This window comes from Phenylobacterium sp. 58.2.17 (assembly GCF_026411515.1).
Lineage (GTDB): Bacteria > Pseudomonadota > Alphaproteobacteria > Caulobacterales > Caulobacteraceae > Phenylobacterium.
Genome location: NZ_JAPMTQ010000051.1, coordinates 1 through 25,708, shown reverse-complemented (window position 1 = coordinate 25,708; position 25,708 = coordinate 1). Strand labels below are relative to the sequence as shown.

Sequence of the window (25,708 nt, the reverse complement as noted above, 5' to 3'; positions counted from 1 at the left end):
CACCAACCCAAAGCGGTTGTGCCCCAACACCCATAAATAGTTTAGAAAAATGAAAAAACTGGATATGGTCGACCTCGACCAACCAGCCCTCGTCTAGGTTTGAGCGGGCCGCGCCCCCCCCCCCCGGCGCCCCCGCTTTTCATTCGGGCCCGGTCGGCTGAGCCGCCGTATCCGGGTTTCGCCTGATAGGCCTTCAGGCTTGACCGCATGATCCTGCCTCCAGTTTCAGGAGGCGCGCATGGACGTTCTCAAGGGCTGGGTGGACGGCGCGCCGCTGCTGGTGCTGGGCGTCGTCGTCCTGTTGTTGCTGGTCGCGGGCCTGGCGGTCGGGATCTGGGTCCGCGGCCGCCACGACGCTGACAATCGCCGCGCCCCGAGGGACGACGATGGCCAGGAAGGCTACGTCGTCTCGGCGGTCCTGGGCCTTCTGGCCCTGCTGCTCGGCTTCACCTTCGCCCTGGCCGTCGATCGTTTCGAGACGCGCCGCGCCTTGGTGCTGCAAGAAGCCAACGCGATCGGCACGGCCTATCTGCGCACCCAGCTGCTGCCCCAGCCGCACCGCGAGCGGATCAGCGCCCTGTTGATCGACTGCACTGAAAACCGCGTTGCGCTCGGCCAAAGCGCCGCCGCTGCGAATCCGCAGATGCTGGCCGCGAACAACCGGATCGTCACCGACCTCTGGGCCGCGACCGCCGCCGGCTTCCAGTCGGTCAAGGGGCTCGACTTCTCCAGCGCCTACATCGACAGCATGAACACGCTCATCGACCTCGACACCTCGCGCAAGGCCGCGCGGACGGTGCGGGTCCCGACCGAGGTGTTCATCGTCCTGGTGGTCTATCTGACCGTCACCTCCGGGGTGCTCGGCTATGTGTTCTCCGGCCCGCGCGGCCGGGCCGCGGCGGTGTTCATGCTGGGGCTGCTCTGGATGTCGATGCTGCTGATCGTCGATATCGACCGCCCGACCCGCGGCGGCATCCGCGAAAGTCAGCTGCCTATGCAGTGGACGCTGCAGACCCTCAAGACCACGCCGCCGGCCACGTACGACCGCTGGCTGACCCCGGAGGTCCGATCCGGCCCCTAGGTCCCTAGCGGCAGCGGGTGATGGTGTCGGTCTGGCCCTTGGAGCGGATCTGCCCGCCGACCAGCACCAGGGTCTGCTCGGTGTCGGCGCAGGCCCGGCGGGTGCGGCCCTTGCTTTGGATCGTCGTCACCTCCCGCCCGACCAGCCGCGCGCTGGTCCCGTCGCGCGCGATCTCGACCTTGTCGATCCTCCCGCGCTCGGTCGAGGTCGCGCCGGACAGGAACTTGGTCGCCTGGGCGCGGGCCTGGGTCAGGGTGCTGGTCCCATAGGGGATCATGCCGCCGTGCTTGATGTCGCGGGTCTGGTCGATGAACACCGCGTCCTTGGTGAAGAGGGCGAAGTAGCCGTCCAGGTCGCGGGCGTTCCAGGCCGCCTCCTGGCGTTGGGCGAACGCCCGCGCCTGCGCCTCGGTCAGCTTTGGCGCAGCCTGGGCGGGCGACGCCAGGGTGATGGCCAAAACGCCGCTCACCCCGGCGAAAGCCGGGGCCCAAGCCGACGTGCGGCCGTTGCGGCGGATGGGCCGCTTGGGTCCCGGCTTTCGCCGGGACGAGCGGGAGAACAGCGTCAGCGGTCCAGCCCCAGCACGCGGGCGGCGTTGCCGCCCATCCACTTCTCGCGCACCGACTGCTTCAGCGGCAGCTCGTCGGTCTCGGCGACCAGCTGGTGCAGCGGGACCATCTGGGTGCCCCAACCGGTGGCGAAGATGATCTTGTCCTGCAGGTTGCGCGCTCCGTAGTAGATCAGCGCCTCATAGCCTGCGCCGGGCGCCAGCAGGTGCTTCACGCGCTTGCAGGCGAAGTCGATGTAGATGTTCTTGTGGCGCGAGGCGATGGCGCAGGCTTCGTCCACCCACGGCCAACCGGTAAGGCCGGCGACGATCTTCAGCTCCGGGAAACGCACCGCGACCTCGTCCAGATACTTGGGATGGGCGTAGTCGTAGGGCCGGTCCGACAGCAGGTGCAGACCGACCGTGATCCGCACCGGGATGTCCAGTTCGACGCACTTGGCCAGGAAGGGCCAGTAGGCCGGATCGTTGATGTAGCGCCCTTCGCGATAGGACGAGATTTCGAAGCCCCTGCAGCCCCATTCGCGCACGCCGCGCTCCAGCGCCGCGACGCCGTCCTCGCCCTCGTCGCCCCAGATGCGGAACCAGGGGATCAGCCGGTCGGGATATTCGGCCGCGAACTTGGCGACGTCCTCGTTGCTGGCCCGGCGGCCGGCGTTGCCGATGCAGGCGTAGCGGACCTGGGCGGTGTCCAGCATGCCGATCACCTGCGCGTGGCTCATCGCCCGGGTCATGTCGACCTCGCACAGCTTCAGCGCCAGGCTGGTCAGCCCGTCGCGCTCCTTGGCGGCGTTGAACTCGTCCAGGCTCATGCCGATCTGGGCCGCCCAGCCGGGGGCCATGTGCTGGGCGTAGCCTTCCTTGTCGAAGCCGCGGCCGGACTTGATCAGCCGCACCGTATCCTCGACCGCTTCCTTGGTCGGGGTGTCGCACTCGAAATCGATGATCATCATGGGGTGTTTCGGTCCTAATGAATCGGTGAGCCTTGGGGCTCTTATGCGGGGCACCCTATCCCGTCAGCGGCGGTGGGGAAGAGGTGGCGTTGCGGGCGGCCCCGGCTCATCCTGGGGCCATGCGCCTCTATCTCTCCTCCTATCGCTTCGGATCGACGGTCGACCGGCTGGCCGCCCTGGTCCCGGCCGGGGCGCGGGTCGCGGTGGTTTCCAATGCGCTGGACCTGATCCCCGACGAGTCGCGCAGGTCCTATGCGCGCAACGTCCACGACCCGCTGGCTGACCTGGCGGAGATGGGCCTCTCGCCCTTCGACCTCGATCTGCGCGATTGGTTCGGTGATCCGGCCGGGTTGGAGCGGGAACTGGCCGACGTGCAGATGGTCTGGGCGGTCGGCGGCAACGCCTTCCTGCTGCGTAGGGCCATGGCCCAGAGCGGCCTCGACGCCGTCCTCCACCGCCGTCTGGCCGACGACAGCATCGCCTACGGCGGTTGGAGCGCCGGGGCCTGCGTCGCCGGCTCAGGCCTGCGCGGGATCGACCTGATGGACGAGCCGGGCGAGGTCGCCGCGGGCTACGATCCCGCCCCGATCTATGACGGCCTCGCCCTGGTGGACTTTGTCATCGTCCCCCACTTCGCCTCAGACCACCCCGAGGCCGACGCAGCGACTGTCGCCGCCGCCTGGCTGGCGGAACGGGACATCCCCCACCGCACCCTGCGCGACGGCGAGGCGATCGTGCGCGTGGGGGCGGCGATGGAGGTCGTGGGGCGCCAGCCCCGGTGGTGACGAGCCCCCTGTCCCAAAGCTAGACTGTCGCAAAACGACGGGAGAGGGACGAATGGAGCGGAACAATCCGCTGGCCTGGCTGGTGCTGGCCGCGTCGGTGATCGCGGGGGTCAGCTATGTCGCCTCCTGGAACCTGGCCGGCTTTCCTGAATGGGCGTCCACCGCTTGGAAGGGCGCGGGCGTCGCGCTGCTGGCGGTCTATGCGGGCCTGCGCGCGCGCAGCCTCGACGGCTGGCTGATCTGCGCGGTGATGGCGTTCGGCGCGCTCGGCGACGTGCTGCTCGAGACCCACGGTCTCAACGTCGGCGCGGTCGCCTTCCTCGTCGGGCACATCGTCGCCATCGTGCTCTATCTGCGCAATCGCCGCCGCGGGCTGACGCTCGCCGACAAGCTGCTGATCGCGGTGCTGGTGCCGGGGACGGCGATCGCCGCCTACCTGCTGCCGGCCGACCGGGCGCTCGGGGGCGCGGCGGCGCTCTATTCGCTCGGCCTGGCGATCATGGCCGCCTGCGCCTGGGCCAGCCGCTTTCCGCGAATCCTGGTCGGCCTCGGCGCGCTGATGTTCGTGGTCTCCGACCTGCTGATCTTCGGCCGGGCTGGGCCGCTGGCCGGGGCGGCCTGGGTCGGGCTGGCGATCTGGGGCCTCTACTACTTCGGCCAGTTCCTGATCTGCGTCGGGGTGGTCGGCGGCGCCACCCGCGGGCGACGGCTCTAGTGCAACCAGAGGGCAGGGTGCGACGTTTCCGACCCGCCCACAATCCGCCCCTTTCGGCGTCAATGCAGGTTGTGTCGAGTTGTTGACGCAGTGTGGAGGCACGTTTGGCGGGGGACGGCGCGAGGATCACCGATGATCTGCCGTCGTGGGCTGGCGCGGAGCTGCGGCTGCGCGCCTGGGCCTCACGTCATCGCCGCCCGCTGGTCGTCGTGCTCAGCACGCTGGTGCATGGCCTGATCGTGCTGCCGATGATCCTGGCGCCCGACGAGCCGGTCGATCCCGAGCCGCCGCCGATGGTCGTGCAACTGGTCGAGATCCCCAAGCCGATCCCGGTGCTCTCGCCGCCCGCGCCCGATCCTGAACCCTCGCCGGCCCCCGCCGCCGCCCCGGTCGAGACCCCCAAGCCGACCCCCGCCAAGCCGCCGCCCAAGCGGCGGCCGACGCCGCGTCCGCCGCCGCCGGAGGTCGAGACCGTCCCCGCCAGCCGGGTGGAGACGACCAGCGTCGGCTCCGGCGTCGAGCTGACCGACGCCCAGATCGCCGGGGCGGCGCGGGCCGGCTCCGGGTCCGGGTCGGGCGACGGGGCCGGCGGCGGCGAGTGCGACATGTTGCGCTGGCTGCAGGCCAAGCTGCGCAGCGACCGGCGGGTGCAGGCGGCGATGGCCGGGGCCCATCGCGGGCGGCCGGTCATGGTCTGGAACGGCGACTGGGTGGTGCATCCGGGGCAGGAGGGCGGCGGTCTGGCCGCCGTGCGCGAGATCATGACCTGGGAGATCGCCTATGCGCCCGAGGCCTGCCGCGCCGAGCGGGTCCGCGGCCTGGTGCTGATCTCGCTGCGCGACGGGGGCGGCGGCGCCCACATTGCGCTCGGCGACAGCAACTGGACCTGGAGCGACCTGATCCACGCCCGCTCGGCGGTCACCCACGGCAAGACGCTGCGGCGCTAGTGAATCAGAACTCCACGCCCTCGGCCATGAAGCCGCGGAACACGTCGTTGTCCGGCCGCACCGAATAGCGGGTCGTCGGCCGCGGCACGTGGCCGTGCGCCGCCCGCCGGATCGCGTCGAAGAAGGCGCGGTCCGACTGCATGCCCGGTCCCTGCGACCACCGGCCCAGGGTGGGCAGGGCAAACAGCTTGTCGATCATCAGGCAGTTGGGGTCGACGAAGCCGCCGCGCCCGGCGAAGCGGCCGCGGTCTGGCCCGACCGAATCCCAGCGGTCGATCCCCAGTTCCTCGCCGCTGGCCTCGTCGACCAGCATCCGCAGGGAATACGCCCAGGCCTTGCCGGCGATCGCCGCGCGCAGGCTCGACAGGTGATCGCGCTCCCAGGCGTTGTCGTCGTCGAGATAGGCCACATGCCGGCTGGCGGCCATGAAGGTCAGGATCGAGCGCAGCGACCCGCCGTCGGTCGCCCGATGGACGCCGCCATGCCGGATCGAGGTCGAGTAGGGCAGGGTCAGCAGCAGCACCGAGACATGGCCCGGCCGGCGGGCGATCAGCTCCAGCAGCGCCGGCGGCGTGGGGCGCGGCGCATCGACCCCGATCAGCACCTGGATGCGGCCGTCGAGGTCCTGGCGGAACACCGACTCCAGGCTGGTCAGCAGCGCCGGGCGCAGCACCGTCGGGATCACCACGGCCGCGTCGCAGGGGGCCTGCGGATCGCCGTCGCCTCCGAACCAACTCCCCAGAGACTCCGACTGCATGCTACGCCCCGAACCCCGCCGAACACACGCAGCGGTGAGCAGCCCTTACAGCAAACCCGGCAGGGTGGTCACCTGCGCGTGGGGCGATCCTCACTCGGCGAGGAAAGCTTCGGTCTCGCGCATGAACTCGTCCAGCTTGTCGTGGTGCACCCAGTGGCCGGCGCCCTCGAAGTTGACCAGCCGGGCGTTGGCGAAGTTCTCGATCCGGCCGTCCTCGACCGGGTCCGAGGCCCACGACTCCATGCCGCGCATCAGCAGCACCGGGCAGGTGATGTTGCGCCACAGCTGGTGCTGGTCGGCGTGCGACAGTCCCCCGACCCCGCCCCAGCGGGCATGGTTGTCGAACTTCCAGGAGAAGCTGCCGTCCTCGTTCTGGTGCGCGCCATAGACGGTCAGGTGGCGGGCCTGCTCGGGCGACAGGTGCGGGTTCTCCTCGGCCATCCGCGCCGTCGCGTCGTCCAGGCTGGCGTAGCGGCGCGGCGCGCGGCCCGAGTTCTCGCGCCGGTCGGCGATCCAGCCGCGCAGGCGCGCGTCGACGCCCTTCTTCGCCTGCTCGGCCATCACCTTCGGCGAGGGGCCCAGCCCCTCGATGGCGACGATCTTCTTCACCTGGTCGGGGAACGCCCCGCAGTAGTTCAGGCAGATCCCGGCCCCCATCGAGTGGGAGATGATCGTCACCGGGGCCATCGCCTTCTGATGCACCAGCTGGGCGATGTCGTAGAGATAGGCGCTCATGTCGTAGCCGCCGCCGATCGCCCAGGCGCTGTCGCCGTGTCCGCGCAGGTCCGGGGCGATGACGTGGTAGCGCTCGCGCAGCCGCTCGGCGACCCAGTCCCAGTTGCGGCAATGGTCGCGCCCGCCATGCACCAGCAGGAGCGGCGGGGCGTCCTCGTTGCCCCAGTCGACATAGTGCAGGCGCAGGCGCTGCGAGAAGTAGAAGTGCGACGTCGGCCCGTGCATGCGAACTCTCCGTGGTCGGAAGCCGAGCCCTTAGCATCCCCGGCGCGGGCCGCTCCACCGCCGCGCGCGGCGGCTGATCGACCAAGCCCGCCGCCCGCACGACGAACCCGGACGAAAACGCCAATCCTTACCGCAGCTTAATTGGACGAGGCAGGCCTCGGCGGCGCAAATGGCGGCGCTGTTTCAGGAGTCCCTAGCCATGAAGTCCCTGCTCGCCGCCGCCGCCGTCATCGCCCTGCTGGCGCCGGCCGCCGCCCCCACCGCGGCTTGGGCCGATCCCGCCGCCGACGCGCTGGCCCGCTACGTCGCCTGGCGCGGCGGCGCGCCGTTCGCGAAGGCGCAAGGGCTGGCCCTGGCCGGAACCATGGACAACGGCCGCTTCAAGGGCACGGTCCAGCGCCGCATCGAGCCGGGCCGCACCGCCGAGCACATCGCCATCGGCTCGGCGGACATGCGCCGCGCCCTGACCGCCGACGGCGGCTGGACCGTGACCCTCAGCGGCCAGGTCGAGGACGCCGGCGAGCCCGCCGCCCAGGAGGCCGCCCGCCGCCGGCTGACTGCCTTCGACGACGCCTTCGACGGCGCCCACGGCCCGGTGACCCTGGCCCCGGACGAAACCTTCGAGGGCAAGAGCGTGCAGGTGCTGCGCGTGGCCTTCGCCGGCGGCGCGGCCTACGAGCTGCTGCTCGACCCGGCCAGCGGCGCCCTGCTCGCCGACCGCGCGACCGAGGAGGGCGTGCCCACGCTCACCCGCTACGACGACTGGCGCATGGTCGAGGGCGTGCGCATGGCCTTCCGCCAGGTCCAGCAAACCGAGGGCGAGCCGCTGGTCCTGACCACCGTCCTGACCTCGGTCGACATCGACCCGGCCCCGGACGCCGCCGCCTTCGCGCGGCCTGCCTCGCGGCGGATCTACAGCTTCCCGCAGGGCCGCGCGGCGACCACGCCGCTGGCCTTCGAGCTGTTCCTCGGCAACCGCATCGTCATCCCGGCCGCGGTCAACGGCGCAGCGACCCCGGTCATGCTCGACAGCGGGGCCGAGGTCACCGTGCTCGACAAGGCCTATGCCGAAAAGCTCGGGATCAAGCCGACCGGCCTGGTCGCCGCGCTCGGCACCGGCGGGCGCGACGTCGCCGAGCTGGCCAGCGGCGTCACCCTGAAGCTGGGCGAGGTGGAGCTGAAGGACATCACCGTCGCGCTCATGGACCTGTCGCCGATCGCCGCCGGCATCGGCCGCCCGCTGCCGGCCATCCTCGGCAAGGAGGTGCTGAACGCCCTGACCGTCCAGCTCGACTTCGCCGGCAAGACCATCACCTTCCACGATCCCGCGCGCTATCAGGCCCCGGCCGGCGCCGTCGCCGTGCCGGTCAGCAATGTCGGCGGCCTGCACGCGATTCCCGTCTCGATCGAGGGCGCAGACCCGGTGCTCATGCACTTCGACCTCGGCAACGGCTCGCCGATGCTGGTCTATCCCAACTACTGGAAGCCGCAGGCGATGCTGGCCGATCGCCCGGCCTCCAAGGTGCTCTCCGGCGGCGTCGGGGCCGGCGGCCCGCGCACCCGCACCATCGCCACGGTCAAGACCATCGCCATCGGCGGCATGACGGTGCGCGACGTCCCGGCGGTGTTCGGCGACGAGGACAACAGCGTCTTCAACATCGGCCACACCTCCGGCAATGTCGGCATGCCGGTGCTCAGCCGCTTCGGCCTGACCACCGACTACGCGCGAAACCGCCTGCTGCTGACCCCGCGCGCCGACGCCCTGGCCGCCCCGTTCGTCAAGGACCGCGCCGGCGCCCTGGCCCGTCCCGCGCAGGGCGGGCTCACCATCGCCCTGGTCGCGCCCGGCTCCCCGGCCGAGGGCGCGGGCCTCAAGGCCGGCCAGCTGATCACCGCGATCGACGGCCGACCGGCCGCCGAACTCGGCGTCGCCGGCTACACCCCCCTGCGCACCGCCCCGGCCGGCCAGGTCCTGACCCTCACCCTGCAGGATGGGACCCAGGTCCCGCTGACCCTGAAGGACTACTACTGAGCCGAGCCCCACGCCTGCGTGTGTCATCCCGGTCTCGGCCGCAGGCCGAAGACCGGGACCCACCGGATGGATCAGGACACGGCTCACCCGCGCCCATCCTGCCGACCCCGCCGCCAATGGGTCCCGGTCTTGCCGCGCAAACCGGGATGAGGCTCAATCCTCGTCCAGCACCCCGTTCAGCCAGGACCCCCGCGCCACCCGTCCGCCATGGTCGCCGAACAGCGGGCCCGCCTCGTCCTCGCCCGCCAGCGCCACCGGCGCCGCCCGCCCGCCTGGCCGATAGTGCTTGGGCGTCAGCCGCCCCAGCCGCTCCTGCAGCTGCGCCACCTGGGCCTTGGCGAGGTCCATCTGGGTCCAGTGGCACGAGCCGGCCACATGCTCGATCTTCAGCTCCAGCCACATGCGCTGCTCCTCGCGCGCGACCAGGTACATGGCCTCGAACACCGGGAACCGCTTCAGCCAGGTATAGACCGCCTTCAGCGACGGCATGTCCGGGCGCGCGCAGATGGCGCTCAGCGCCTGGCCGGCGGCCAGCCGCACGCACACCGCCAGCGCCGCCTCCATCGTAAAGGTGCTCTTGCGCCCGGACCCCGCCGGCCGCCCCCGGCGCAGGCCCAGCGCCGCCTCCCGCTCGCGCAGCACCGCCGTCGCCCGCGCCAGCGAGGCGGCCTCCATTTGCCGCTTCCAGGCCAGTTTGTCGCGGCAGGCGTCGTACATCGCCGCGAAGTCGGCATGCATCTTCCGCCAGTGAAAGATGGTGGCGTAGGACGGCATGTCCGGATCGGCGGCGATCTGCGCGATCGTCAGCCCGTCGCACATCCGCTGGCAGATCTCCCAGCCGATCTGCGGATGGTACTGGCTGCGCTTATGGCCGCCTGTGTGGTCGATGACGGGCAGGGGCGGAGACGGAGGCCGGGCCATGGCGCGGAGTATCGCGCGGCGGGGCGTCGGAAGCGGACGTGAGCTTCGCGTGAGCTGCTTAGGGCTCGAAGGCGACGTTGGGAAGGTCTGCTTTCCGCATGGGTCTCGAGCGGCACAATGCCGGCCGCCTCCTACGAGGTCTTTTTCTCGACGTTGAAGCGCAGCACCTCTTCGAAGACACGGTTGCGGGCCTTCGCGTCGGTGATCAGGGAGCCGGCCGGCATCACGTAGAGATGCAGCGGAACGTCGTCAGCTTGCCCGATCTCGAAGTCGTCATAAACGACCCGCTCGCTCAACGAGAAGACGTCCTTGAAGCCGGTGCGCTTCATATCCTTGTAGAATTCATCGTCGATTTCTACGACGCAGAACGCAAAGACCTCTCGGACGGTCTGGATCCGGTCGACTAGTTCGCTGGCATAGAGACGGCACTGCACGAGCGATTTGTTGTTCTCGAAAATGTCCGCGCCCGGCTTCTTGAACTCGATGATCACCAGCTTGTTGGGCCTGCCAGTGTCGTCCTTTGAATAGAAGGCTGCGACGTCCGGCTTGCGCTTCTGCTTGGACTCGGTTTCCACGCCGACTTCACGAACGATCTTCGCGAGGGTCTCGTCGCTGTAGATGTTGCTGTAAGAAAGGAACTTGTCGTCGACGATCCAGATATTGTTTTCGCGAATGTCGTTGCCGTCGGTGTGCTTACGCAGGATGGCGTTATGCAGAACGTCTTCGGCGGACTCGGGCGGCATCTTCGCCAAGGATTCGATGACCAACGCTCTATGGACGATGAAGCGCGCTAGGTCGTCGCTCGCAAGGTGAGACACGTCGTCGAAGCTCACATTGCGCCCTTCCTCCATGGCTTCGACCAGGAGGTCTTCGCGCCGGGCTTGTTGGGCGCGATAGGTCCTGACGATTTCGTCGGCGTCCAGCATCGATGCTTCGCCGTTCAACGACTCCATGTCGATGAACGGATAGTACTTCTTCAGCTTGTCGAGGTTGGAGCGCTTATACGCATCGATATCGCCTTCGGCCCGTTCGTTGATCATGGCTAGGCATTCCTCGTGGATGCGCGGCATGAGCGCATCCCGACTGATCGGCGAAACCATGTCGGCGTCGGCCGCGGTCTTGGGGAGCTCCAGCTTCTGGCGCTCGATGTTGGCGCTTCGGTTCAAGTAGGGGGAAGTGACCGAGATCAGGTAGCGGCAAACGTCGAACCGTTTACTGATCTGGAATTCCTCGACGCAAAGTTCGTCGGCGCACAGCATTGCGACGATGCCCTTGCGCGGCGCATCCTCCCGGAAGAGGTAGCACTCGAAGGTCTCTCCGCTCAGTTCGAAGGATCGGGTCTTCTCGGCTTCGATCTTGTCGCCCGAAAGCACGAAGTCGTCGGGGAAGGGCTGCTTGCTGTTGTGCGTGAACTTGATCGAGATAATCCTTCCGGCCTGCTTCTTCAGAAAAAGTAGCAGGCGAAGGTCGTCGCACATCGAATTGACCAGCTTCGTGACCTGCGTGTTGATCCGATCCTTCAGTTCCGAAATCGTAATCGTTGTTTCGAGGCGGCCCGTTGACGGCGTCCTGCGGACATCCTCCAGCTTGAAGTCCGGGGTATAGCGAAACTCGACAAGATCCGTGGCCAGTTGGCTTCGGATCTCGACGCGGTTGGCGTATTTGAGGAAGGCCAGACGGCCCACGCCTTTGCCGCCGATATCATCCTTATGGCCCGTGCAGATCTCGTCAAAATAGTTGAGATTGTCCTGGGTGAAGCCTTCGCCGTCGTCGGAAATGGTGATCGTGTCGAGGACGTTACGCTCTTCGTCCCCGAAGAGGCCTGCCTGGCGCTGAAAAGCCAGGTCGACGGTGATCTGGCTGGCACCTGCGTGGATCGAGTTGGTAACGCCTTCACGGATGACGTCTCGCGCCGTGACACCACCCTTGTAGTGCTCGGCAATGAATTTCTTAAGGTTGATCCGCGCCATGGACCCTCTCTAGTAGCTTGGCCAGAGGCGGGCAAATCCGCGTCGCACGCAAGGCAGCCCCCGCAACCTAAAGGCACGTCTCCGGGATCCGCGACGCACTCTACGATCTGCGCTGGGAGTTCAAGTCGCCCTACTATCGCGAGGAGCGCGAATGGCGCCTTGTGAGCACATCGCTCGGGATCCGGCACAGGCTGACGCGCATATCCAATGGACACATCGTGCCTTACGTTGAGATTCCGCTCCCCCAGGTCGTCGCAAAGCCAATCAATGAGCTTGCGATCCGCCGCATAGTCCTCGGTCCCCGGTGCCCTCCGTCAGCTCTGCGCAGCATACGGGGCATGTTGCAGAACCTCGCGTATCCAGAGGTGGTGGGATCAAACCTCGCGCTAAGTTGAAGTTTTCTGGTCTGTTGTAGCTAGGTCCGCTTTCCGGTCGGAAGCCTTGGTCTGCTGTTGGCGCCCTGAAGCCGTGCGGCAGGTCAGTTGACGCCCGGCCGCCCCCGCCGGGGGAATGCAGGACCCAACCGAGCATCTTCGGCTGCTACCAGCGCAGCTTCGTCAATGCTGAGCTCGATGGGGGTTGCTCGGTCGAAGATCTTCGCTTCGCAAATGAGGTCAATCAGACCGGCGCGCTCATCGGCATAATCTTGGAGGCTCTGGTGCGTAAGATCTACCAAGAGCCCCTGAGAAGCGCCGTTCATCTCGCGGACCACGAACCGACCGAACATCGAACCGAACACCCCTTCCGCCAGTACCGCGTAGCGGACTAGTGCGGAGATGCGCGCCAGTACATCGTCGTCATCTCCCAAAGGGGGGCCGGCAGGAACCTGCACGAGCGCAACCTTGTGGTCCCAGTTGAAGCTCACACCTTGGCAAGGAATTTCTCTGAGTGCGCACTCGCGGAATAGGATCTTTCCGAGGATGTCGACCCTCTCCTCGATGGGGCGGTCGTCAGCGGTGCGAATGCGATCGAGCGCGTCATCAGCTCGCGACCGAAGTTCGCGCCGCTGTTTGGAGGTAAGTGCAATGGCATCCATTAGGGCGGAAGTCTGATAGTCGCCCCTAAGGAGCTCTAGGCAATCGAAGCCAAACACGTTTGTGGCAGCGTCCACGGAAAGAAGGAACTCAAGGAGCCTCAGGACCCGCCAGTGGAGCTCATCATGGCTCCAGCGCCTGGTCTGAATGACAGGCGGAACTTGCCGCTTGATGTCGCGAAAGATGACATGGCCCGGTTCGAATACCAGACCATCAGAGCCGGCATGCGACACGGCGTTCCGAACGACCGGTTCGTACCCGCTTAGTAGATTGGCTGGGCCGCCACCTTGCCGAATCCGAGCTTCTAGGAATTCAATCTTGTTACGCTCACCCATGGCGACATTGGTCGTCTCGATATCCACGAAGCTGCCCGCGATGAATTCATAGCTCGCCACTAGAAGGGTGAGGTACGGGTCCAGTTGGTCTGACACCAGCGGCCGATAGATGTGGATGGCGATGTGCGCGGCGTCGGCATCAGAATAAGCTTCGAATCCGGATAGCCTCGAGAATTCCTCGGCGATGCGTTTCCTGTGAGCTTCCGATCTGCGGCGAAGCGCCACCCAAGGCAAGAAGACCCGCTGAAGATAGCCGGCGCTGTCAACCGCTCGAGCTTGATGCATCAAGAGTAGGAGGTACTCAACATTAGCAAGGCGCTGGCGAGGTTCTACGGATTTGACCAGGAGAAGAGCCAGCGCGGTTCTAGCTTCGTCGTCCAGTTCGGTTTCGGGCCGCACGAACAACAGTCTCGATGGGTCGATGCGCTCAACGATGCGCTCGAGTTCGTCGACAGTATAGGGCGATGATGGCATGCCCCTAGTTAGGCAAAACCGAGCTTGCGTTCAATCTAAGGTCTGACGGAGGAGCGCAAAAGGGCCCCCTTGCTTGGCGCGCGGCGCTTGGTGCCCGAACTTTCGGTTTCTGGTGCGATCCCAACGACCGCTCCTGGCCCTACTGGTTGCAAATCCACACAAGGCGCTCTCTACCCTAGTGAATACCGGGCTCGCACTGGATCGCCTGTAGCAGGGCCGGCGCGTCACCGTGGTGATGGGCTAGCTCTCAATGTCCGGAGATCGCGCGCAGCCGCCTGAAAATACGTTACTAGCGCATGGCGGCCGGTGGGGGAGAAAGGCAAATGGCGTATGCCGACATGCTCGAAATTACCGCGAACTGGGCCGCAATACTCACGGCCGTTGTCGCGACTTTGGCCTACGTTCACTTCGTTGGTCAGCAATGGCGACGACGTCTTGCGCTTGAAGCATACCTTCGCGAAGAGAAGCAGAACGCTCACGACTCCGGTCGACGGACGGTCATGCACCTCATGGCCAACCTCGCGATGACGGAGGCGGAAGTTCTGCAGGCCGGGTTCCAAAGCGGGAAGATTGAGGTTGCCCCGGGGATCGACGACCAAGGTCGCGCTGTGAGGCTCTACTTCGAGTATTCTGGCGAAGATGTGCAAGCTCCACAAAGATTCTAATCGACGGCGTACGGGGCCGCCTTCGGCACTGCAGCCGATGTCCGCTTCTGGCGCACGCGCGACCTGCAACGGCGACTTGGGCGGCGATGCCAGGCGTGGACGCAGGAGATGTCGGCGGAGAGTGGTTAGCGGACCTTCGTGGGGCGCTTAACAATTGCGGCACGTGCGACGAGCACGACTATGGCGGCTGCCATTGCCCCGACGCCGTAAAGAACGACCCTCAAGCCGCCCCCCACCACGAGCCCGGCGCCAATCGTGAAACGTGAACTCTCGGACGCGCCGCCGTCATACATGAGCACTGACACGACCGCGTGCAGCCAGACCGCTAGCGGAAATGCGACGCCGATTAACGCGACCAGAACAGCCCCCGATTGCCCTTCAATCCGCCGTCCAGAAGCAGCGTGACCACGAACCCAGCGGCAATGATGTAGGGCAATGGGTTAGAAGGAAGCGCCATAGCTACACCGTCACGCGAACGGTGTTTGTCGCTAAACGTCTCCAATGGGTCGGATTCGGTCGAGCCCGACGTACCTGATAGCGGACCTTCAAACGAGTCTGCTTACGGCCCCGCGGCCAATGTCTCCAACTGGCGCAAGGCCGCCCAAACAAAAACCCCGCAGGCTCGCGCCCGCGGGGTTTCGTTTGCTCTCCATGGCCCCGGGGGCCGGGGGGGGGGGTTTTGGGGTGCCCCCCCCCCCCCCCCCCCCCCGGGGGGCCCCCGAAGCTCTAGGGCTTAGTAGCCCTGGATCTTGGCGTAGCGATCGCGGTGGTACGACTGGCTGCCATAGGCCGCCTCGGCCGCACGGGCGCGCTTCAGGTAGAAGCCCGCGTCGTGGGCGTCGGTCATGCCGATGCCGCCGTGCATCTGGACCATCTCGTTGGAGACGAGGTGGAAGACGTCGCCCATCTTGGCCTTGGCCAGCGACACCAGCTCCGGCACGTCCGGGCTGCCGGCGTCGATCGCCGCCAGGGCGGCTTCGACGGCCGAGCGGGCCAGTTCCAGGTCGGTGAACATCTTGGCCGCGCGGTGCTGCAGGGCCTGGAACGAACCGATGACCTGGCCGAACTGCACGCGGACCTTCAGGTAGTCCAGCGTGGTTTCGAAGGCCTGGACCGCGGCGCCGAGCATTTCGGCGGCCACGCCCGCGCGGGCGCGGTCGAGGGTCGCTTCCAGCACGTCCCAGCCCTTGCCCTCGGCGCCCAGCAGGGCGTCGGCGGACACCTCGACGTTGTCGAACGAGATGTTCGAGACGCCGCGGCTGTCGGCCTGCTTCAGGTTCTGCTTGGTCACGCCCTTGGCGTCGGCCGGCACCAGGAACAGGCTGATGCCGTCCTTGTCGCCCGGCTTGCCGCTGGTGCGGGCCGAGACGATCAGCAGGCCGGCGCCCGGACCTTCGAGCACGAAGGTCTTCTTGCCGTTCAGCACGTAGCCGGCGCCGCCCTTCTTGGCTTCCAGCGCGACCTTTTCCGGGGCGTGGTGGGCGCCTTCGTCAACCGCCAGCGTGGCGACCAGCGAGCCGTCGGCGATCTTCGGCAGGTACTCGCCCTTCTGGGCGTCGTTGCCGCCCAGGATCAGGGCGCTGGCGGCGGCCAGGCCCGAGGCCAGCAGCGGCGAGGCGGTGAGCGTGCGGCCCATCTCCTCAAGGATCAGGCCCATCGACAGGTAGCCGAAGTTCGACCCGCCGAAGTCTTCCGGGATGATCACCCCGGCCCAGCCCATTTCGGCCTGCTCGTTCCAGGCGGCGGCGTCGTAGCCGAGCTCGACGCCGGAGTCGCGCATCTTGCGGAAGGCGGTGACCGGGCTCTTTTCCTGGACCCAGCTCTTCGCCGCGTCGCGGAGCATGCTCTGTTCTTCGTTCAGAACGGCCATGTCTTAAATCCTATTCTCGAAAATATCTGTGGTTGTTCTGAGGGTTAGTTGTTCTGCGTCAGGTCGGGCAGGCCGAGGATGCGCTTGGAGATGATGTTGTTCTGCACCTCCTGCGAACCGCCATAGATCGTGGTGGCCTTGCCGCCGAGCCACGAGCGCACGGCGCCCAGTTCTTCGCTGGTGAAGGCCTCGCCTTCCCAGCCCAGGCCCTGGTGACCCATGATCTCGAGGGTCAGTTCGGCCTTGTCCTGCATCCAGCGGGTGCCGGCGTTCTTCATGATCGAGGTCGCCGCCGACGGGCCGGAATTGCCCTTGGCTTCCATCATCGCGCGCACGGCGGTCTGCTGGAAGGCGCGGCCGTCGATCTCGTTCAGGATGATGCGGGTGCGCAGGTCGCTGTCGGCCAGGCGGCCTTGCTCGTCGACGCCCACATAGTCCTTGGCCAGCTTGGTCAGCGAGCGGCCGCCGGCATAGCCGCCGCCGCCGGCGCCCGACAGGCCCGAACGCTCGTGCTGCAGCAGGCGCTTGGCGATGGTCCAGCCGCCGTTCAGCGGGCCGACCAGGTCCTTCTTCTCGGCGCGGGCGTCGGTCAGGAAGGTTTCGCAGAAGGGCGAGTTGCCGGCGATCAGCGGGATCGGGCGGACTTCGACGCCCGGCTGGTGCATGGTGAACAGCACGAAGGAGATGCCTTCATGCTTCTTTGAGGTGTCGGTGCGCACCAGGCAGAAGCACCAGTCGGCGTATTGAGCGCCGGAAGTCCAGATCTTTTGGCCGTTAACCAGGTAATGGTCGCCCTTGTCTTCAGCCTTGCACTGAAGAGAGGCAAGGTCAGAGCCAGCGCCCGGTTCGCTGAAACCTTGGCACCACTGAATTTCGCCGCGGCAGATCGGCGGAATGTGTTCTTTCTTCTGCGCGTCCGTGCCGTATTCCAGCAGGGTCGGGCCGAACATCATCACGCCCATGCCGCCGATCGGGTTATAGGCGCCGGCGCGCTGGAATTCCTGCATGATCACCCGGCCTTCGGCCGCCGACAGGCCGCCGCCGCCGTATTCGGCCGGCCAGGTCGGGGTGCCCCAGCCCTTGGCGCCGACCGCCTTGCGCCAGGCGTCCTGGTCCGGGCTCGGATTGCTGCGCTCTTCGCGCATCATCGGGTTGGGCTTGCCCTTCAGCGAAGCGGGGAAGTTGGCCTCGACCCAGCCGCGCACTTCCGAACGGAAGGCGTCGAGATCGCCGCCGCCAAAATCTGCCATTGAAATAGTCTCCTAGAAAAATCAGGTCGTTTGAAAACTCGGGGCCGCCTGCGCCATGCGAAATGACATGGCGCAAACGGCCTGGTTCGGATGCACCCTAGTGGTTCTGGGTCAGGTCCGGGAGTCCCAGGATACGCTTGGAAATGATGTTGCTCTGCACTTCGTTCGAGCCGCCGTAGATCGAGCCGGCCTTGCCCGACAGCCAGGTGCGGACCGCGGTGCGCTCCTCCTCGCTGAACTCGTCGCCCTCCCAGCCCAGGCCCTGGTGGCCCATGACCTCGAGGGTCAGTTCGGCGCGGTCCTGGGTCGCCTTCATGAAGGCGTTCTTCATGATCGAGGTCGCCGCCGACGGGCCGGAATTGCCCTTGGACTCCAGGGCGGCGCGGACCACGGTCTGGGCCACGGCGCGCTGGTCGATCTCGTTGAGGATGATGCGGGTGCGCAGGTCGCTGTCGGCCAGGCGGCCCTGTTCGTCCTCGCCGACGTACTTCTTGGCCATCACGCCCAGCGAGCCGCTGGCGCCGCTGCCGGCGCGGCCGCCGTTCATGCCGCTGCGCTCGTGCTGCAGCAGGCGCTTGGCCACCGTCCAGCCGCCGTTCAGCGGTCCGACCAGGTTCTCCTTCGGCACCTTCACGTCGGTGAAGAAGGTCTCGCAGAACGGCGAGTTGCCGGCGATCAGCTTGATGGGCCGCACTTCGACGCCCGGCTGGTGCATGTCGAAGACAACAAACGAGATGCCTTCATGCTTGCGGGTCTGGTCGGTGCGGACAAGACAGAAGATCATGTCGGCGTATTGGCCGCCGCTGGTCCAGATCTTCGAGCCGTTTACGATCCAGTGATCGCCCTTGTCTTCTGCCTTTGTCTGCAGAGAGGCCAGGTCGGAACCTGCGCCGGGCTCGCTGAAACCTTGGCACCAGCGGACCTTCGCTGTGGCGATGTCCGGGATATACTTCTTCTTCTGTTCCTCGGTGCCGTATTCCAGCAGGGTCGGGCCGAACATCCCCACGCCCATGCCGCCGATCGGGTTCACCGCGCCGATCTTGGCCATCTCCTGGGCCAGGACCCGGGCCTCGGGGGCGCTGAGGCCGCCGCCGCCATAGGCTTTCGGCCAGGTCGGGACGCCCCAGCCCTTGGCGCCCATGCGTTCTTTCCACACGGCGAGGTCGCCGGTGGGCTTGTCCGGGCTCATCAGCGCCGCGGTCTGACCGGCGACGTCCTTGCCCAGGGACTTCGGGAAATTCGCCTCCAGCCACTCCTTGGCTTCGGCGCGGAAGGCTTCCAAATCGGGGCCGCCAAAGTCAGCCATGAAAATTCTCCCTAATAATCATTATCTTAGCGACGATTATGGTTCGCGCTCCCGTTTCCGGGCGGGACTATAAAATCACTTGGGGTCGGGCAGGCCCAGCACTCGTTTTGAAACGACGTTCAGATTGATCTCCGAGGTGCCGCCTTCGATCGAGTTGCCCTTCGAGCGCAGCCAGGTGCGGACGGCGGCCAGTTCGGGGTCTTCGTAGCCTTCGCCGCCCCAGCCGGCGCCGGCCGTGCCCAGGGCCTCGACGATCAGTTCGTTGCGGTCCATGGCCACCTTGGCGCCCATGTACTTCATGATCGAGGTCGCGGCCGACGGGCCGTTGCCGGCCTTGGCTTCGTCGGCGGCGCGGCGGACGGTCTGCTGGAAGCTCTGCACCTCCATCAGGTGCTCGGTGATGCGCCGGCGCAGGTCGCTGTCGGCGAGGCGGCCGCTCTCGTCCAGGCCGACGTACTTGGTCGCCGCGCTCTTGACGGTCAGGGCGTTGACCGGCGCGCCGATCGAGCCGCCGCCGAGGCCGGCCGAGATGTTGTCGCGCTCGAACTGCAGCAGGCGCTTGGCCACCGTCCAGCCGCCGTTCAGCGGCCCGAACAGCTGGTTCTTGGGGACGACCACGTCGGTGAAGAAGGTCTCGCAGAACGGCGAGGTGCCGTTGATCAGCAGGATCGGCCGGACCTCGACGCCCGGCGTCGTCATGTCGATCAGCAGGAACGAGATGCCCTCGTGCTTCTTCGACGTGTCCGTCCGCACCAGGCAGAAGCACCAATCGGCGAGGTTGGCGCCGCTCGTCCAAATTTTCGAGCCGTTTACGAGGTAGGTCTCGCCCTTGTCCTCGGCGCGGGTCTGCAGCGAGGCGAGGTCGGAACCGGAGCCCGGCTCGGAGTAGCCCTGGCACCAGCGGACGTCGCCGCTGACGATGCCGGGCAGGTGCTGGCGCTTCAGTTCCTCGGTCCCGTACTCGATCAGGGTCGGGCCGAACATCATCACGCCCATGCCGCCGATCGGGTTGCGGGCGCCGATCTTGGCCATTTCCTCATGCAGGACGCGGGCCTGCTGGAGGCTCAGGCCGCCGCCGCCGTACTGCGCCGGCCAGGTCGGGACGCCCCAGCCCTTGGCGCCCATGGCCTTGCGCCAGGCCAGCGCGTCGGGCGTCTCTTCGCCGCCGCTCGCCTTGGCGACCTGGGCGGCGGGATCCGCGGCCAGCGCCTTGGGGAAGTTCGCCTCAAGCCAAGCCGCCGCCTCGCCGCGGAAGGCCTGCAGGTCGTCGCCGCCGAAGTCAGCCATGGGAAATCTCGCCTCTCGAAATCGCTTCGATCAAATCAAGGACGGGGCCCGAAGAACAGGGCGCCGCCGTTCACACTTACTTGGGGTCGGGCAGGCCGAGCACTCGCTTGGAGACCACGTTGAGGTTCACCTCCGAGGTGCCGCCCTCGATGGAGTTGCCCTTGGAGCGCAGCCAGCCGTGGGTGGCGGTCAGTTCGAGCGGGGCGTAGGCCTCGCCTTCCCAGCCCAGCCCCTGGGCGCCCATGGCCTCGACCATCAGCTCCGAACGCTCCTGGGCGAAGGTCGCCGCGGCGTATTTGATGATCGAGGTGGCGGCGCTGGGGCCGTTGGAGGCCTTCGACTCCGCCGCCACGCGGGCGATGGTCTTGTAGAAGCAGTCGAAGTCCATCTTGTTCTTGGTGATCCGCGTGCGCAGGTCGCTGTCGGCCAGGGCGCCGGTCTCGTCGACGCCGATGTAGCTCTTGGCGATCTGGGCCAGGTCGCCCGCCGCGCCGCCCGCGCCGCCGCCGCCGCCGAAGCCGCCGGAGATGTTCTGGCGCTCATACTGCAGCAGCCGCTTGGCGATCTCCCAGCCGCCGTTGACCTTGCCGACCAGGGCGTCCTTGGGGAGCTTCACGTCGGTGAAGAAGGTCTCGCAGAACGGGCTCTCGCCCGAGATCAGCTGGATCGGCCGGGTCTCGACGCCGGGGGTCTTCATATCAATAAGGACGAAGGAGATTCCTTCGTGCTTTTTCGAAAAATCGGTACGGACCAGGCAGAAGCACCAGTCGGCCTTGTTGGCGTAGGACGTCCAAATTTTCTGGCCGTTGATCAACCAGTGGTCTCCCTTGTCCTCGCACTTGGTCTGCAGGCCGGCGAGGTCGGAGCCGGCACCGGGCTCGGAATAGCCCTGGCACCAGCGGATTTCGCCGCGGACGATCTTGGGCAGGTATTCCAGCTTCTGGGCCTCGGAGCCGTATTCGAGCAGCACGGGGCCCAGCATCCAGATCCCGAACGAGGCCAGCGGCTGGCGGTAGCGGCCGGCGCTGAGCTCCTGGTCGAGGACGCGGGCCTGCTGCGGCGAGAGGCCGCCCCCGCCATAGGCCTGCGGCCAGGTCGGCGCGGTCCAGCCCTTGTCCGCCATCCGCTGCATCCAGACGATCTGCGGATCGCTGGACCCGGCGAAGGCGCGGCCGCCCCAGACCGCCTCTTCGTCGGTCTGGACGTTCCGATCGCGCAGTTCGGGGGGGTAGTTGGCTTCAAGCCAGGTCTTCACCTCGTCGCGGAACGCGTCGAGATCGCCGCCGCCAAAGTCGGCCATGAATTCCTCCCGCAAACAGAAGCGCCTTTGCGCGCGGGCACATTAGCGAGCGGCGGTGCAAGAGCAAGCGGAACGAAACGCTTGTTTGACTGACCCCGTCGCCCCTGCCCATGGCGCAAATCACGATATATACGGGCGCCAGGGGCGGCCATTTGGAGGGCGGATGAGGTTTTGGCGTGAACTGAAGCCGGCGGCCTTCGCCGCGGCGCCGTCAACGGCAGCCATCCTGGCCTTGCTGGCCGGGATCATGCTCCTCGCCTCGGGCGCGACGCCCACCATCCCAGACCGCTTCTTCCAGATCTACGAGATCAGCCCCGTGGTGCTGATCGAAGTCAGCCACTTCCTGTCCAGCATCCTGGGCCTGGTGCTGGTGCTGCTGGCCTTCGGGCTGCGGGCCAGGCTGGACGGGGCCTGGTGGGCCACGCTCGTCACCCTGCTCGTCGCCAGTCCGCTGGCCCTGCTCAAGGCCTTCGCCTGGGAGGAGGCGCTGGCCCTGGCGCTGTTCGCCGCCCTGCTGCTGCCGTTCCACGGCGCGTTCCCGCGCAAGGCGCGGCTGCTGAGCATGGAGGTGACGCCCGGCTGGCTGATCTCGGCCTTCGCAGTCATGGTCGGCGCCGGGCTGCTGGGCCTGTGGTCGTTCCAGCACGCCGACTACGGCGACAAGCCGTTCTGGGCGGTGATGGCCGATGACGACGCCGCCCGCGCCATCCGTGGCTGGGTCGGCGCGGCGATCCTGCTGCTGGCGTTCGGGATCTGGCGGCTGTTCGCGTCGGCTGCGACCCCCAAGGTCGTGGGCGAGGACGACCCGGAACTGGGCCGCGTGCGGGCGGTCCTGGCCAAGGCCGAGGACGCCGAGCCCGGTTCGAACCTCGCCCTGCTGGGCGACAAGCGCTTCCTGTTCTCCCCGTCGGGCGAAAGCTTCCTGATGTTCGGCGTCCGCGGTCGCTCGTGGATTTCGCTCGGCGCCCCGGTCGGCCGCCGCGACGAGCGGATGGATCTGCTCTGGCGCTTCCGTGAGCTGGCCGACGCCCACGCCGCGCGCCCGGGCTTCTACGGGCTGGACGCCGACGACCTGCCCGACGTGGTCGAGCTGGGCTTTGCAATCGCCAAGGTCGGCGAGAGCGCGGCCGTCGCCCTGGACACCTTCACCATCGAGGGCACCAAGCGGGGCAACCTGCGCCGGGCCTGGCGCCAGGCCGGGGAGGCCGGCGCCACCTTCGAGGTCGTGCCGCCTGAGCGGGTGCACGAGATCATGCCGCAGCTGCAGGCGATTTCCGACGCCTGGCTCGTGCATCACGCCGGCGGCGACAAGAGCTTCTCGATGGGCGGCTTCTATCCGTCCTACGTGGCTGAGTTTCCGGTCGGCATCGTGCGGTTCGAGGGCAAGATCATCGCCTTCGCCACGCTCTGGGTCACCGCCAACCGCAGCGCCTTCTCCATGGACCTGATGCGGTACATCGAGGAAGGCCCGCGCCGGATCATGGACTACCTGTTCGTCGAGCTGATCGAGTGGGGCCGTCGTGAGGGCTACCAGGCGATCGAGTTCGGCATGGCCCCGCTGTCGGGACTGGATGACCGGCCGCTGGCCCCGGTGCTGTCGCGGGTAGGGGCGCTGATCTTCGAGCGCGGCGAGGAAATCTACAACTTCCAGGGCGTGCGGGCCTACAAGGGCAAGTACGATCCGGTCTGGCGGCCGCGCTACATGGCGGCGCCCAACAAGTGGGCGATCCCGCTGCTGCTGGCCGACATGGGGCTGCTGACCTCCGGCGGCGTGGCTGGCCTCGCCAAGCGTCCGAAGAAGGCCGAGGAGGCCGCGGGGCTGCCGAACGCAGCCTAGGCGATCTCCGATCTGCTTGAATCGGAAATCGCCGAGCATTCGTTGAATTTGGAGCATTGTCTCCGCCGAGCTGGCGGCCGCTTCGGCGGACAATGCACCAGCGCGGCGCGCTCAGCGGCCGGTCGTCACGCCCAGAAGATTCACGGCGTGGACGATCATGAACAGCGCGAACGCGCTGGCTGTCACCATGATGAATCGCCAGGGGATCATCCGTGGTCCCTTGATCGGGTCGGATGGCTTGGAGCCCCTCCAGCCAGCGAAGGCGGCGAGCGCGAGCAGGACGCCGCATAGCGCCAGGGTCAGGTTCAGATCCATGCCGCTGCGCCTACAGCAGGCGCCCGGCCGGCGCAAAGGTGAAGCCGTCGATAAGCCTTAACGGGCCTTTAACCATGTTGACGCTTGTTTTCTCAAGGGGAAGGGGCGCCATCCACAGACTTTCGCGGCGGGCCCAATATCTAGTGTTAACCTTCCGTTTACACACCAGGGATCGGTGGTAGCGTCCAGGATGGGCTGGGAGAACGATTCGATATGACGTCGGGTGCGCCCTGGAGCGTCAAGGGGATCGACCCTAAGGCGAGGGAGGTCGCGAAGGACCTCGCACGCCGGTCCGGCATGACCCTCGGCGAATGGCTGAACCGCATGATCCTCGAGGACGACGCGCCCGAGGAAATCACCTCGCAGTCCTTTTTCGAGGAGCGCCCCACTCGCGGCGCGCGCGCGCCCCGCGCTGCGGAGGCCGCTGGCGCCGTGGTGATCGAACCGCCGCCCGGCCGCTTCGGGGCGGGCCATTCCGGTGACGAGGGCCGCGTGGCGATGGCGCTTGAGCGCCTGAGCGGAAAATCCGATCGCGCCGCGTCGCGGGTGACGCCTGAATCCATCGCCGCCGAGACCGTGCTGCGCGAAGCGGTGGCCCGCATCGAGGCCGCTCAGCGCGAGGCCGTCGCCGTCGCCGCTCGTTTCGAGGGCGTCGTTGAGGAGGCCCGCGCCGAAAACACCCGCCTGGCCGAGCGGCTGCGCCGGGTCGAGTCGGAGGCCGCCGGGCCGCGTTCGGCCGAGGCGCTGCGCTCGCTGGAGGCGGCGCTCGGCAAGGTCGCCAACCATCTCTACGAGGGCGAGGGCCGCACCCGGGACAGCCTGCAGGCCATGGAGCAGCGGATCGACCAGATCTTCGCCTCCGGCGGCGGTGATCCGGCCATTTTGCTCGAGGAAATCGTCGACCGCGTCGACGCCCGACTGACCGACGCCGAGGCGCGGACATCAGAGGCGCTGGTCAATCTGGGCCAGGCGTTCGCCAATCTCGACGGCCGGATGGGCGCGGTGGAAAAGTCCGTCGGTCCGGAGGTCGAGCGCAAGATCGAGGAACTGGCCGCCACCCTGTCGCGCCGCGTCGAGGATGTGCGTAGCGAGATCGCCAACGGGGTGGGCGAGGCCGGGGGCGGTCGGGTCGATCGCCTGGAGCGCCAGCTCAGCGAAGTGGCCGAGACGGTGCGCAGGTCCGAGCAGGCCTCGGGCGAGGCCATCGAGCGCATGGGCCGCGAGGTCCTGACCATGGCCGACACCCTGAACCGCCAGGTGCAGGCCGCCGAACACCGCAGCGCCGACGCGATCGAGCAGGTCGGCGGCGAGGTCGCCCGCATCGCCCAGGCGATGGAGCAGCGGCTGGGCCGCTCGGAAGGCGCGCACGCCGAAGCCCTGGAGAGGCTGGGCGCGGAAATCGGCCGCATCACCGATCGCCTGACCGAACGGATCGGCAGCTCCGAGCGCCGCGCCGCGCAGGCCATCGACGATGTCGGCGAGCAGGTCGCGCGGGTCAGCGAGCGGATCACTCAGCGCCAGGAGCGCTCGGGCGAAGACCTCGCCGAACGCATCCGTCAGAGCGAGGAACGCACCGCGCGTCTGCTCGACGAGGCGCGCGCGAAGATCGACCGCAGCCTGGCCGAGTCGCATCGCCGCAGCGGCGAGCAGGCCCTGGCCGCCGCCGCCCCGGACGCGCAACGCCTGACCCGCGAAGAGCCTGCGGGGAGCCCGCTCGACCACGATCCGTTCCGGGAGCTCGGTCCGGTGGCGGAGGCCAGCCCGGAAGGGCTCGCTCTGCAGGCCTTCGCCGCGTCTGAGCCGTCGGCCGCCGTATTCGACGAGGCCGAGCCCGCCGACGATGCCGATGAGCCGGCGGTCGTCGCCGAGTTCCCGCAAACGACGAATACGCCGGTGTTCGACGCTGTCGATTTCGAGGCCGCCGACGGCTTCGAGCCGATCGCGACGGCGGCCGCCCAGAGCGGGAGCGAGAGCGAGCTCGAAGCCGAGGCGAACGACCCGTTCGGTGACGAACTGGACGAGCGTGAGGACTTCGCCGACCCGGCCGCCGATCCATTCGCCCAGAGCGCCTGGACGTCGCCGGGCGAACCGGAGGCCGAGGCCGAAACCGTCGAAGCGCTCGAGGCCCTCGAAGACTTTGAAACCCCTGCGGCCGAGGCTGGGACCGAGGTCGAGGCCGAGGCCGAGGCCGAGCCCGCGCGTCCGCTGTCGACCCGTGAGGTCATCGAGCAGGCGCGGGCCGGGGGGGGGGGGGGGGGCCGCCCCGCCCCCCCCCCCCCCCCCCCCCCCCACAACCACAAAAAACAGCCCAACCCCACTCTAATATAAAAAAATAAAAAACAAACACAA

General features: G+C 67.4%; 21 protein-coding genes. 8 read left to right on the top strand and 13 right to left on the bottom strand.

Annotation, left to right across the window (positions count from 1 at the left end; genetic code table 11):
- Positions 1–238 precede the first annotated feature (238 nt).
- Complete coding sequence (locus OUA97_RS20660; protein WP_267233921.1) at positions 239–1,081, top strand: hypothetical protein; 843 nt, start codon at positions 239–241, stop codon at positions 1,079–1,081.
- Between the two features lie 4 nt (positions 1,082–1,085).
- Here the strand turns inward: OUA97_RS20660 and OUA97_RS20655 are convergent, their stop codons facing one another.
- Both OUA97_RS20655 and OUA97_RS20650 read right to left on the bottom strand, forming a co-directional pair.
- A complete protein-coding gene (locus OUA97_RS20655; RefSeq protein ID WP_267233920.1) occupies positions 1,086–1,538 on the bottom strand; it encodes a YybH family protein in 453 nt (150 codons plus the stop codon).
- A gap of 107 nt (positions 1,539–1,645) precedes the next feature.
- Positions 1,646–2,599, bottom strand: coding sequence for an amidohydrolase family protein (locus OUA97_RS20650; protein ID WP_267233918.1), 954 nt, complete (start codon positions 2,597–2,599; stop codon positions 1,646–1,648).
- A gap of 119 nt (positions 2,600–2,718) precedes the next feature.
- Here OUA97_RS20650 and OUA97_RS20645 point away from each other — a divergent pair, with 119 nt between their 5' ends.
- From OUA97_RS20645 to OUA97_RS20635, 3 genes are all read left to right on the top strand, one after another.
- Positions 2,719–3,384, top strand: a complete 666-nt coding sequence (locus OUA97_RS20645; protein ID WP_267233916.1) for a Type 1 glutamine amidotransferase-like domain-containing protein — start codon at positions 2,719–2,721, stop codon at positions 3,382–3,384.
- A 52-nt stretch (positions 3,385–3,436) separates the two neighbouring features.
- Positions 3,437–4,099 carry a lysoplasmalogenase family protein gene (locus OUA97_RS20640; protein WP_267233915.1) on the top strand — a complete coding sequence of 221 codons (663 nt, stop codon included), beginning with the start codon at positions 3,437–3,439 and terminating at the stop codon, positions 4,097–4,099.
- Between the two features lie 104 nt (positions 4,100–4,203).
- On the top strand, positions 4,204–5,046 hold the full coding sequence (locus OUA97_RS20635) for a hypothetical protein (protein WP_267233914.1): 843 nt from the start codon (positions 4,204–4,206) through the stop codon (positions 5,044–5,046).
- A 4-nt stretch (positions 5,047–5,050) separates the two neighbouring features.
- On the opposite strand, the gene OUA97_RS20630 is transcribed toward OUA97_RS20635, so the two are convergent.
- Together OUA97_RS20630 and OUA97_RS20625 are read right to left on the bottom strand one after the other, a co-directional pair.
- Positions 5,051–5,803: a glycosyltransferase family A protein gene (locus tag OUA97_RS20630; protein ID WP_267233913.1), complete on the bottom strand. Its 753-nt coding sequence runs from the start codon at positions 5,801–5,803 to the stop codon at positions 5,051–5,053.
- A 90-nt stretch (positions 5,804–5,893) separates the two neighbouring features.
- A complete protein-coding gene (locus OUA97_RS20625; RefSeq protein ID WP_267233911.1) occupies positions 5,894–6,763 on the bottom strand; it encodes an alpha/beta fold hydrolase in 870 nt (289 codons plus the stop codon).
- Between the two features lie 199 nt (positions 6,764–6,962).
- Between OUA97_RS20625 and OUA97_RS20620 the strand changes: the two genes are divergently transcribed.
- Positions 6,963–8,795 carry an aspartyl protease family protein gene (locus OUA97_RS20620; RefSeq protein ID WP_267233910.1) on the top strand — a complete coding sequence of 611 codons (1,833 nt, stop codon included), beginning with the start codon at positions 6,963–6,965 and terminating at the stop codon, positions 8,793–8,795.
- 153 nt (positions 8,796–8,948) lie between these two features.
- On the opposite strand, the gene OUA97_RS20615 is transcribed toward OUA97_RS20620, so the two are convergent.
- The 3 genes from OUA97_RS20615 to OUA97_RS20605 form a co-directional block, all read right to left on the bottom strand.
- Complete coding sequence (locus tag OUA97_RS20615) at positions 8,949–9,716, bottom strand: hypothetical protein (RefSeq protein ID WP_267233909.1); 768 nt, start codon at positions 9,714–9,716, stop codon at positions 8,949–8,951.
- 131 nt (positions 9,717–9,847) lie between these two features.
- Complete coding sequence (locus OUA97_RS20610) at positions 9,848–11,686, bottom strand: ATP-binding protein (protein WP_267233908.1); 1,839 nt, start codon at positions 11,684–11,686, stop codon at positions 9,848–9,850.
- A 478-nt stretch (positions 11,687–12,164) separates the two neighbouring features.
- Positions 12,165–13,529, bottom strand: coding sequence for a hypothetical protein (locus OUA97_RS20605; RefSeq protein ID WP_267233907.1), 1,365 nt, complete (start codon positions 13,527–13,529; stop codon positions 12,165–12,167).
- A gap of 323 nt (positions 13,530–13,852) precedes the next feature.
- On the opposite strand from OUA97_RS20605, the gene OUA97_RS20600 reads away from it, so the two are divergent.
- On the top strand, positions 13,853–14,194 hold the full coding sequence (locus OUA97_RS20600; RefSeq protein WP_267233906.1) for a hypothetical protein: 342 nt from the start codon (positions 13,853–13,855) through the stop codon (positions 14,192–14,194).
- A gap of 733 nt (positions 14,195–14,927) precedes the next feature.
- Here the strand turns inward: OUA97_RS20600 and OUA97_RS20595 are convergent.
- The 5 genes from OUA97_RS20595 to OUA97_RS20575 form a co-directional block, all read right to left on the bottom strand.
- Complete coding sequence (locus OUA97_RS20595) at positions 14,928–16,064, bottom strand: acyl-CoA dehydrogenase family protein (RefSeq protein ID WP_267233905.1); 1,137 nt, start codon at positions 16,062–16,064, stop codon at positions 14,928–14,930.
- Positions 16,065–16,108: 44 nt separating this feature from the next.
- Positions 16,109–17,314, bottom strand: coding sequence for an acyl-CoA dehydrogenase family protein (locus OUA97_RS20590; RefSeq protein WP_267233904.1), 1,206 nt, complete (start codon positions 17,312–17,314; stop codon positions 16,109–16,111).
- A 97-nt stretch (positions 17,315–17,411) separates the two neighbouring features.
- Positions 17,412–18,620, bottom strand: coding sequence for an acyl-CoA dehydrogenase family protein (locus OUA97_RS20585; RefSeq protein ID WP_267233903.1), 1,209 nt, complete (start codon positions 18,618–18,620; stop codon positions 17,412–17,414).
- A gap of 75 nt (positions 18,621–18,695) precedes the next feature.
- Positions 18,696–19,907 carry an acyl-CoA dehydrogenase family protein gene (locus tag OUA97_RS20580; protein WP_267233902.1) on the bottom strand — a complete coding sequence of 404 codons (1,212 nt, stop codon included), beginning with the start codon at positions 19,905–19,907 and terminating at the stop codon, positions 18,696–18,698.
- A gap of 76 nt (positions 19,908–19,983) precedes the next feature.
- Complete coding sequence (locus tag OUA97_RS20575; protein WP_267233900.1) at positions 19,984–21,207, bottom strand: acyl-CoA dehydrogenase family protein; 1,224 nt, start codon at positions 21,205–21,207, stop codon at positions 19,984–19,986.
- 163 nt (positions 21,208–21,370) lie between these two features.
- On the opposite strand from OUA97_RS20575, the gene OUA97_RS20570 reads away from it, so the two are divergent.
- Entirely contained in the window at positions 21,371–23,044 is a 1,674-nt protein-coding gene (locus OUA97_RS20570; protein ID WP_267233899.1) for a bifunctional lysylphosphatidylglycerol flippase/synthetase MprF, read from the top strand.
- A gap of 111 nt (positions 23,045–23,155) precedes the next feature.
- On the opposite strand, the gene OUA97_RS20565 is transcribed toward OUA97_RS20570, so the two are convergent.
- Positions 23,156–23,359, bottom strand: coding sequence for a hypothetical protein (locus OUA97_RS20565; RefSeq protein ID WP_267233898.1), 204 nt, complete (start codon positions 23,357–23,359; stop codon positions 23,156–23,158).
- Between the two features lie 213 nt (positions 23,360–23,572).
- On the opposite strand from OUA97_RS20565, the gene OUA97_RS20560 reads away from it, so the two are divergent.
- A complete protein-coding gene (locus OUA97_RS20560; protein WP_267233897.1) occupies positions 23,573–25,687 on the top strand; it encodes a hypothetical protein in 2,115 nt (704 codons plus the stop codon).
- Positions 25,688–25,708: the final 21 nt, after the last annotated feature.